At 71.0% G+C, this 9,519-nt stretch carries 8 protein-coding genes and 1 tRNA gene; 5 read left to right on the forward strand and 4 right to left on the reverse strand.

Annotated elements, in window-relative coordinates:
- Positions 1–295: 295 nt before the first annotated feature.
- The 3 genes from BWR60_RS34585 to BWR60_RS34595 all read left to right on the forward strand — a co-directional run bounded on the left by BWR60_RS34585 (position 296) and on the right by BWR60_RS34595 (position 2,699).
- Positions 296–955 (forward strand): HAD-IA family hydrolase, encoded by a 660-nt coding sequence (locus BWR60_RS34585; protein WP_088157650.1) that lies wholly within the window; start codon positions 296–298, stop codon positions 953–955.
- A gap of 86 nt (positions 956–1,041) precedes the next feature.
- On the forward strand, positions 1,042–1,512 hold the full coding sequence (locus BWR60_RS34590; protein ID WP_088157652.1) for a RidA family protein: 471 nt from the start codon (positions 1,042–1,044) through the stop codon (positions 1,510–1,512).
- A 2-nt stretch (positions 1,513–1,514) separates the two neighbouring features.
- On the forward strand, positions 1,515–2,699 hold the full coding sequence (locus BWR60_RS34595; RefSeq protein ID WP_088157654.1) for an aminotransferase class V-fold PLP-dependent enzyme: 1,185 nt from the start codon (positions 1,515–1,517) through the stop codon (positions 2,697–2,699).
- Between the two features lie 192 nt (positions 2,700–2,891).
- On the opposite strand, the gene BWR60_RS34600 is transcribed toward BWR60_RS34595, so the two are convergent.
- From BWR60_RS34600 to BWR60_RS34615, 4 genes are all read right to left on the reverse strand, one after another.
- Positions 2,892–5,246, reverse strand: a complete 2,355-nt coding sequence (locus tag BWR60_RS34600) for an oxidoreductase (protein ID WP_088157656.1) — start codon at positions 5,244–5,246, stop codon at positions 2,892–2,894.
- A gap of 114 nt (positions 5,247–5,360) precedes the next feature.
- Positions 5,361–6,755, reverse strand: a complete 1,395-nt coding sequence (gene chrA, locus BWR60_RS34605; protein WP_088157658.1) for a chromate efflux transporter — start codon at positions 6,753–6,755, stop codon at positions 5,361–5,363.
- A gap of 10 nt (positions 6,756–6,765) precedes the next feature.
- Positions 6,766–7,584: a chromate resistance protein ChrB domain-containing protein gene (locus BWR60_RS34610; protein ID WP_088157660.1), complete on the reverse strand. Its 819-nt coding sequence runs from the start codon at positions 7,582–7,584 to the stop codon at positions 6,766–6,768.
- A 182-nt stretch (positions 7,585–7,766) separates the two neighbouring features.
- Positions 7,767–7,843, reverse strand: a tRNA-Arg gene (locus tag BWR60_RS34615).
- Positions 7,844–8,052: 209 nt separating this feature from the next.
- On the opposite strand from BWR60_RS34615, the gene BWR60_RS34620 reads away from it, so the two are divergent.
- The gene (locus tag BWR60_RS34620) at positions 8,053–8,529 is read left to right on the forward strand and encodes a DUF4864 domain-containing protein (protein WP_179222071.1); all 477 of its coding nucleotides are present in this window, start codon (positions 8,053–8,055) and stop codon (positions 8,527–8,529) included.
- An 85-nt stretch (positions 8,530–8,614) separates the two neighbouring features.
- Entirely contained in the window at positions 8,615–9,457 is an 843-nt protein-coding gene (gene dapD / locus BWR60_RS34625; protein ID WP_088157664.1) for a 2,3,4,5-tetrahydropyridine-2,6-dicarboxylate N-succinyltransferase, read from the forward strand.
- Positions 9,458–9,519 lie beyond the last annotated feature (62 nt).

Genomic DNA, 9,519 nt, shown 5'->3' on the forward strand with positions numbered 1-9,519 from the left:
GTTTACGCGGGTCCTGCCCCCGCCCGTGACCGCCTTCCTCGGCTGGATCCGCGGCGAGGCGGCAGGACCCGCGTAAACGAATGGCGCCCATGCCGCGGGCGCCGCTGGCACGGTTCGCTGCGCTGGGGCGTTTACGCGGGTCCTGCCCCCGCCCGTGACCGCCTTCCTCGGCTGGATCCGCGGCGAGGCGGCAGGACCCGCGTAAACGAATGGCGCCCATGCCGCGGGCGCCGCTGGCACGGTTCGCTGCGCTGGGGCATCGTGCCCGCCTCCCGATGACGCCATGGATGCACCGATGCTGATGCAGCGAAGCTATGCCGCCTTCCTGTTCGACATGGACGGCACCCTGCTGGACAGCATCGCCTCGGCCGTCCGGGTCTGGACCCGCTGGGCCGAGCGGCACGGGCTCGACGCCGCCGCGGTGGTCGAGACCATGCATGGCGTGCGCGCGGTCGAGACCATCCGCCGCTGGGGCATCCCCGAGGCGGAGGTGGCGCGCGAGGCCGCGGAGCTGACCCAGGCCGAGATCGACGATGTCGACGGCGTGGTCGCCATCGCCGGGGTGCAGCGGTTCCTGCAGGCCCTGCCGCCGGACCGCTGGGCCATCGTCACCTCGGCGCCGCGGGATCTCGCGGCCAAGCGCCTGGCCGCCGCCGGGCTGGTCCCGCCGCCGGTGCTGGTCACCGCCGAGGATGTCGTCCGTGGCAAGCCGGCGCCGGACGGGTTCCTGGCCGCGGCGAAGCGGCTGGGCGCCGACCCCGAGGACTGCCTGGTGTGGGAGGATGCGCCGGCCGGCATCGCCGCGGCCGAGGCGTCGGGCGCGACCGTCATGGTCGTCGGCGCCACCCATCACCGCCCGATGGCGACGCGCCACCCGGTGATCGCCGATTACGAGGACCTGACCGTCACGGTCAATGGCGCCGGCCGCCTCCTCCTCGGTATACAGGTGAGCTAGAGTCACCCATAGGGCGAAAACTTGGCGTTCGTCGGCGGGGCCGGCGGCGGCTAGCATCCGGGCTTCCGACACCGAGGACCCCGACCATGCCGAAGACCATCGCCGAAGCCGTCGCCGCCCTGGGCCATGAGTTGCCCGCCGCCCCCGCCCCGGCCGCCAACTACGTGCCTTATGTCCAGGCCGGCACCCTGCTGTTCATCTCCGGCCAGATCTCGCAGGACCGCAACGGCCCGGCCTGGCTCGGCCATCTCGGCGACACCGTCACGATCGAGGACGGGCAGAAGGCGGCGCAGGCCTGCGCCCTGGCCATCCTGGCCCAGGTCGCGGCCGCGACCGGCGGCGAGCTCGCCCGCATCCGCCGCGTGGTCAAGCTCGGCGTCTTCGTCGCCTCGGCGCCCGGCTTCACCCAGCAGCCGCAGGTCGGCAACGGCGCCTCGGACCTGATCGCCGCGGTGTTCGGCGACAAGGGCAAGCACGCCCGCGCCGCGGTCGGCGTCGCCGCCCTGCCGCGCGGCGTCTCGGTCGAGGTCGAGGCGATCGTCGAGCTCGAGGGCTGATCATGGATCTGGCACGGCTGCGCGCGGAGACGCCCGGCATCGACCGGGTGCTGCATTTCAACCATGCCGGCAGCTCGCTGCCGCCGCAGCCGGTGCTGGACACGGTGCTGGCCCATCTGCAGCACGAGGCGGTGTCCGGCCCGATCGAGGCCGGGCAGGCCGCCGCGCCGGTGCTGGAGGAGGCGCGGGCCGACGCCGCGGCGCTGATCGGCGCGACGCCGGCCGAGATCGCCTTCACCGGCAGCGCCACCCAGGGCTGGGGCCTGGCCTTCGCCGGCCTTGTTTCGTCAGATCGGGCTCTCAAGGCCGGCGACCGCATCCTGGTCGCCCGGCAGGAATGGGCCGGCAACCTCACCACGATGCAGCGCGCCGCCGCCCGCACCGGGGCGGTGATCGAGGTGATCCCCTGCGACGACACCGGCCGCGCTTCCCCCGAGGCGCTGGCGGCGATGATCGACGACCGGGTGAGGCTGGTGTCGCTGACCTGGATCGGCGCCAATGGCGGGCTGATCAATCCGGCGGCGGAGATCGGCCGGGTGGCCCGCGCCGCCGGCGTGCCCTATTTCATCGATGCCTCCCAGGCGATCGGCCAGCTGCCGGTCGATGTCGCGGCGCTGGGCTGCGACGTGCTGATCGCGCCCGGCCGCAAGCATCTGCGCGGGCCGCGCGGCACCGGGCTGCTCTATGTCCGGCGGGATTTCCTCGACCGGCTCGACCCGCCCTATCACGACGCCCGCACCGCTGCCTGGACGCCCGACGGCCCGCGGCTGCAGGACGGCGCGCTGCGCTTCGAGGCGGGCGACTTCCCGATGGCGCTGCGGCTCGGCCTAGGCACCGCGATCCGCCTCGCCCGCGGCCTCGGCATCGACGCCATCCGTGCCCGGCTCGACGGGCTGGCGCAGGGGCTGCGCGTCCGGCTGGCGGCGGTCCCCGGCGTCACCCTGCATGACCGCGGGATCGAGCAGGCCGCGCTGGTGTCCTTCGCGGTGGAGGGGGTGGAGCCCTCGGCGCTGCGCCGGCGCCTAGCGTCCGAGGGGATCACCATTGCGGTCAACGGCGTGATGTACACGCCGCTCGACATGACCGCCCGCGGCCTGGGCGACATCTGCCGCGCCGCCGTCTCATACCTGCACACCGAGGCGGAGCTGGACCGGTTGGCCGAGGCGGTGGCCAGGGCCCGGCGATAGGGACGTGAATCGGATGGGCCGGAGCCGCCCCCTCACCCGAAATCGCTAACGCGATTTCGACCTCTCCCCAGGGGAGAGGTAAAGCGGCCGCGACTCATATTCCCCTCTCCTCGGGGAGAGGGAGGGGCCCGTCGCGTTGGCGACGGGAGGGTGAGGGGGTGGGGCCGCGCCGTCGAGCCCCCGCCCCTCGTCCTACCGTCCGTGCCGCTTCGGCTTGGCCTTGATCTGCAGCTCGGCCTGCTTGTCGGCCGACCGGGCGATCTCGCGGAAGGCCTGGTCGCGGCCGGGCCAGTATTGCTGCGGCCAGGCCTGGCCGCGCCCCCCGTACCAGGCCTCGGCCTGGCGGACGAAGGTCGGGTTCCACAGATGCGGCCGGCCCAGCGCCACCAGATCGGCCCGACGGGTGTGCAGGATGGTGTTGATCTGCCCCGGCTCGGTGATCGCGCCCACCGCCATGGTCGCCATCCTCGGCACGTTACGGATGGCCTCGGCGAACTGGACCTGGAACATCCGGCCATAGACCGGCTTCTGGTCCGGCACGGTCTGGCCGGCGGAGACGTCGATCAGGTCGCAGCCGGCGTCGCGGAAGGCCTCGGCGATGGCGAAGATTTCGTCCTCGCCGATGCCGCCCTCGGCCCAGTCGGTGGCGGAGATGCGCACCGACATCGGCCGGTCCTCCGACCACACCGCCCGCATCGCCCGGAACACCTCCAGCGGATAGCGCAGCCGGTTCTCGATAGACCCTCCGTACTCGTCCGTCCGCCGGTTGGTCAGCGGCGACAGGAACGATGCCAGCAGGTAGCCATGGGCGCAGTGCAGCTCGAGATGGTCGAACCCGGCCCGGGCGGCCCGCGCGGTGGCCTGCACGAAATCGGCCGTGATCCGGTCCATCTCCGCCCGCCCGATCTCCGCCGGCACCGGGCTGACGCCCTCGATCCAGGGCAAGGGCGAGGCCGAGATCACCGGCCAGTTGTCCGCCGGCTCGGCGATCGGGTGGTCGGCCTTCTGCCAGCCCAGCTGGGTCGACCCCTTGCGGCCGGAATGGCCCAGCTGCATGGCGATCTTCGTATCGCCATGGGCGTGCACGAAATCGACCACCCGTTTCCACTGCGCCTCATGCGCGTCGGTCCACAGGCCGGGGCAGCCCAGGGTGATGCGGGCGTCCGGCGACGGGCAGGTCATCTCGACGAACATCAGCCCCATGCCGCCGAGGGCATGCGAGGCATAGTGCACGAAATGCCAGTCGGTCAGGTTGCCGTCGCGGTCGGCGGAGTACTGCGCCATCGGCGCCATCACCACGCGGTTCGCCAGATCCATCCCCCGCAGCCGGAAGCGGGTGAACATCGGCGTCGGCCGGCTGGCGCGGTAGTCGTCGCCGGTCTCGCGCCACAGCCGGTCGTAATAGGCATCGTCGGCGCGACGCACGAAGTCCGGGTCGCGGATCTTGAGGTTGTCGTAGGTGATCGACTTGGCCCGGCACATCACCACCATGGCGAACTGCATCGGGTCCATGTCGGTGGACCGGTTCATGTGCTCGAACCAGGCCAGCGACACATCGGCATTGTGCTGGGTCACCTGGCAGGGCGTGCGGCGGGCCTTGTCATAGGCGGCGAAGGCCGTCTCGACGCTGGCCTCGCCATGCGCAACCACCGCGTCCGAGAGGGCGATGGCGCATTCCATCGCCAGCTTGGTGCCGGAGCCGATCGAGAAATGCGCCGAGGCCTTGGCGTCGCCCAGCAGCACGATGTTGTTGTGCCACCAGCGCTCGCAGAAGATCCGCGGGAAGCGCCGCCACATCGACCGGTTCAGCAGCAGCGGATGGCCCTGCAGTTCCTCGGCGAAGATCGCGGCCAGCTTCTCCCGCGAGCCCTCCTCATCCGCCTCGGTGAAGCCGTGGCCCTGCCAGCAGGCCTCGTCCATCTCGAACACCCAGGTCGAGCGGCCCTCACCCTCCCCCGCCTCGTATTGGTAGGTGTGGGCGCAGATCACGCCGTGGTCGGTCTGGCGGAAGAAGTAGTTGAACTCGCCCATCGGCCGGGTCGAGCCCATCCAGCAAAAGCGGTTGGCCTTGACTGAGACCTCGGGCCGGAATTCGTCGCGGAAATGCTCGCGGATCGCCGAGTTGATACCGTCCGCAGCAACGATGATGTCGGAGTCGGCGAAGCGCTCGCCCAGCGTCGCCGGGTCGATCCGGTCAGAGAAGGACAGCTCGACCCCGACCTCGCGGCAGCGCTGCTGCAGGATCTGCAGCAGCGTCATCCGCGAGGTGCCGCAGAAGCCGTTGCCGCCGCAGCGGATCTCCTCGCCCTTGTAGTGGATGGCGACGTCGTCCCAATAGGCGAAGCGGTCGCGGATCCGCTCATAGGATTCCGGGTCGCGCGACAGGAACTCGTCCAGCGTGTCGTCGGAGAAGACGACGCCGAAGCCGAAGGTGTCGTCGGCGCGGTTCTGCTCCACCACCGCGACCTGCCAGTCCGGCCGCGCCTTCCTGGTCAGCAGCGCGAAGTACAGGCCGCCCGGACCGCCGCCGATGACCGTGATCCGCATCTCCGCCTCCCGTCCCGGGCCGGCCACGCGATCCCGGCCCCGTGGCGGAAGACTACGGCAAATTAGTTTAGGCTTAAAGGATTTTCCGGTCCGGGGCCGGAGCCCGGCGGCCCTTCATGCCGGCAGCTGGCCGAGCCCGATGCCGGCCAGGGCGCATGCGGCGAGCGTCGGGATCATTCCGATCCTGAACCGCAGCATCGCGATCAGCGCGGCAGCCGCGAGGATGGCCGCCCGCCAATCGATCGTGCCGAGCACAGGCAGGTCCGGGCCGATGCCGAGGATGTCGAAGGTTCGCGCCTCGCGGAACACGACATGCAGCGCGAACCACAGCGCAAGGTTCAGCACCACCCCGACCACCGCGGCGGTGATCGCCGACAGCGCCGCCGAGATCGCCCGGTTGCCGCGCAGCGCCTCGACATAGGGCGCGCCGAGAAAGATCCACAGGAAGCACGGCGCGAAGGTGACCCAGACGGTCAGCAGCGCCCCGAGACACCCGGCGAGCAGGGGGTCGAGCCCGCCGGGCGCGCGATGGGCGGCGAGGAAGCCGACGAATTGCAGCACCAGGATCAGCGGCCCGGGCGTGGTCTCGGCCAGACCGAGGCCGTCGACCATCTCGCCCGGTGCGAGCCAGCCGAAGCTGTCGACCGCGGCCTGGGCGACATAGGCCAGCACCGCATAGGCACCGCCGAAGGTGACGACGGCCATCAGGCTGAAGAAGCCACCGATCTGCGTCCAGATCGCCGCCGGCCCCGCCGCGAGCCACAGCAGGACGACCGGCCCGAGCCAGACCGGCAGCCACAGCGCCAGCACGCGGGCGGCCCGCCGCCAGGACGGGTCGGCATGGGCCAGCTCGCCGCGCTCGAACATCCGGTCGACCACGGCCTCCGCATCGGGTTCCGCGCTCCCGCTGTGTCCGGCGGAGGCGAACAGCCCGGGCGCCCGGCGGCTGCCGATCCAGCCGCAGAGCCCGGCGGCCAGGACGATCAGCGGGAACGGGATGCGGAGGACGGCGAGGCCGACGAAGGCCGCCGCCGCGACCACGACCATCATCTGATTCCTCAGCGCCCGCCGGCCGATCCGCAGCACCGCCTCGACCACGACGGCGAGCACCGCCGCCTTCACGCCGAAGAACAGCGCCTCGACCAGCGCGACCTGGCGATAGAGCACGTAGAGGATGCTGAGGCCCAGCATCACCGCGGCGCCGGGCAGGATGAACAGGATCCCGGCGACGAGGCCGCCGGCCGTGCGGTGCAGCAGCCAGCCGATATAGATGGCCAGCTGCTGCGCCTCCGGTCCCGGCAGCAGCATGCAGTAGTTGAGCGCATGCAGGAATCGCTGCTCTCCGATCCAGCGGCGCTCCTCGACCAGTTCCTTGTGCATCAGCGCGATCTGGCCGGCCGGGCCGCCGAAGCTGAGCAGCCCGATCTTCGCCCAGACCCCGGCCGCCTCGGCGAAGGTCGGGGCGGCCGGCGCAACGGGCACGGCCTTGTCGGCAGTGGCGATCGACATGGCCCGGCCCTCACGCCGGCTTCGGGCCGGAGGGCCAGTTGTGCGTTTCCTCGGTCGCGTCCCGGCACCAGCGATAGAAGGCGTCATACAGCGCCAGCCCGGCCGCGAGCTGGCCGAGATCGTCGCGATACATGCGCGACAGGCCGAGCGAGGCCGCCAGGAGGCCGGCCGCCTGTGGCGCGAGGTCGAGCCGCGCCGTGTCCGCCCCGCGCACGATCGTCGCCAGGCGGTCGAGCGGTTCTGAGGCCAGCCCGAACTCCTCGATCATGGTGTCGAAGGTGCAGCGTTCGCCGCGATGGCTCCAGAACACGCCGTCGATGTCGAAGGGCGTGGCCTGGAAGCGGTCGGCGACCGCCGGCACCTCGGCGGCGGTGACGAACAGGAACACGGCCCCGGGATCGACGAAGCGACGGATCAGCCAGGGGCAGGCGATGCGGTCGACCTTGGGCCGGGCACGGGTGACCCAGACGGTCCTCCCGGCCGCATCCCGCGGCGGCAGCCTGCCGGTCTCGACCAGCAGCCCGCCGGCGTCCCGCCAGGCCTCGAAGCCGCCTTCGAGGGTCTCGGCCCGGATGCCTTCATGCAGCAGCCAGGCGGTGACGCCCTGGCTCAGCTTCAGGCCCTTCTGGCAGACCACGACGACGTTGCGGCCGGCGAAGTCCGCCGCCCAGGTCGCGACCGACCGGAAGTCCCGGCGCTGAGTTCCCGGGAGCAGGCGCGGATCGGCCTCGTAGTCCTCGGGCGTGCGGACATCGACGATCGTCGGCGCACTGGTCAGGCCGACGAGGCGGGTCAATTGTGACGTGGTGATTTCGGTGTTCGACGGCATGACGTCCATCCCTCGATGAGGAAACATGGACGCGATCTTTGGGCTGCCGCCTCACGGGGACGTCGCGGATGACCCCTTGCGATCACTATACGCGCGCGGCCGCGGCATCGGCAATGCGCGTCGTCAGGTCAAGCTTGGATGGAGAATTTCTGTCGATCGTCCTGCGCTGTGCTGCAGGAAAGTGGCGCGCCCGAGAAGATTCGAACTCCTAACCTTCTGATCCGTAGTCAGATGCTCTATCCAATTGAGCTACGGGCGCGTTCTGCGGGGCGTCGTCGCCGCCCCGTCGTCAGGCGGGCGGAACCTAGTCGATGCCCGGCCCCGATGGCAAGCCCCAATTTCATCGTTCCGACACGAAACGAGACATGCGGCCCTCGCATGGGCGAAGGCCCCTGCCCTGCGCCCGCTTTCCGGCCGCCCCCGGCCGCGCCATCTCCCTGCAGAACGACCAAGAACGGGGAGGCCATCATGGGACTCGTGTGCGACGTCGCGGGGCGCGTTCTCGCCCTGCTCTTCCTCCTGGCGATGCCCGCCTTCGCCCAGGCCCAGACCGGTAATGCCGCCGGGGACGCGGACAACACCGCGATTGTCGGCAACGCCGACGGGAGCGCCATCGTCGGCGTGATCCAGAAGCAGCTGGACGCCTTCCAGGGCGACCGCGCGGCGGAGGCGTTCGGCTACGCCTCGCCAGCCATCCAGCAGATGTTCGGCACGCCGGACAATTTCCTGGCCATGGTCCGGCAGGGCTATCCGCCGGTGTACCGGCCGCGTTCGGTCGATTTCCGCGACCTGGTCACGACCGAGGGCCGGGTCGTTCAGAAGGTGCTGTTCGTCGGCCCGGACGGGGTGCCGGTGGTCGCCGAATACTTCATGCAGCGGCAGCCCGACGGCAGCTGGCGAATCGATGGCTGCCGGCTGGAGCGCAGCGGCGACGAATCGGCATGAGACCTAGGCTTAGGGCGGCGTTGACAAGGCGGACGGGGGCGCCCCATCGTGCGGGCCCGACACCAGAGGCTGCCGATTTCCCGCCATGACCGACACCGCGCTGAAGACCGCCATCGAACAGGCCTGGGCCGACCGCAACAGCCTGACCCCGGCCACCCAAGGCCCGGCCCGCGACGCCATCGAGGCGGCGCTGGAGGGCCTCGACAACGGCACCCTGCGCGTGGCCGAGAAGATCGACGGCGAATGGCAGGCCCATCAGTGGCTGAAGATGGCGGTGCTGCTGTCCTTCCGCATCACCGACAGCAAGATCGTCGAGGGCGGGCCGGACGGCGCGGTCTGGTACGACAAGGTGGCGCCGAAGACCCTGGGCTGGGGCGAGAACCGCTTCCGCGACGCCGGCTTCCGCAGCGTGCCGGGCGCGGTCGTCCGCCGCTCCGCCTACATCGCGCCGGGCGTGGTGCTGATGCCGAGCTTCGTCAATGTCGGCGCCCGGGTCGACAGCGGCACCATGGTCGACACCTGGGCCACCGTCGGCTCCTGCGCCCAGATCGGCAAGAACTGCCACCTGTCGGGTGGCGTCGGCATCGGCGGCGTGCTGGAGCCGCTGCAGGCCAACCCGGTGATCATCGAGGATGACTGCTTCATCGGCGCCCGGTCGGAGGTGGTCGAGGGCGTGATCGTCGAGCGCGGCTCGGTGCTGTCGATGGGCGTGTTCCTGAGCGCCACCACCAAGATCGTCGACCGCGAGACCGGCACGGTCAGCTACGGCCGGGTGCCTGCCTATTCGGTGGTGGTGCCCGGGGCGCTGCCGGGCAAGCCGCTGGCCGACGGCACGCCGGGCCCGTCGCTGGCCTGCGCCGTGATCGTCAAGCGGGTGGACGAGCGCACCCGCGCCAAGACCTCGATCAACGAGCTGCTGCGCGACTGATTGCGATGGCTGAGGCCCCGAGCCCCCTCACCCTCCCGGCCCAAGCGGGCCGGGAGGGTGAG

The sequence above is a fragment of the Inquilinus limosus genome, from assembly GCF_002195995.1.
GTDB classification, from domain to species: domain Bacteria; phylum Pseudomonadota; class Alphaproteobacteria; order DSM-16000; family Inquilinaceae; genus Inquilinus; species Inquilinus limosus_C.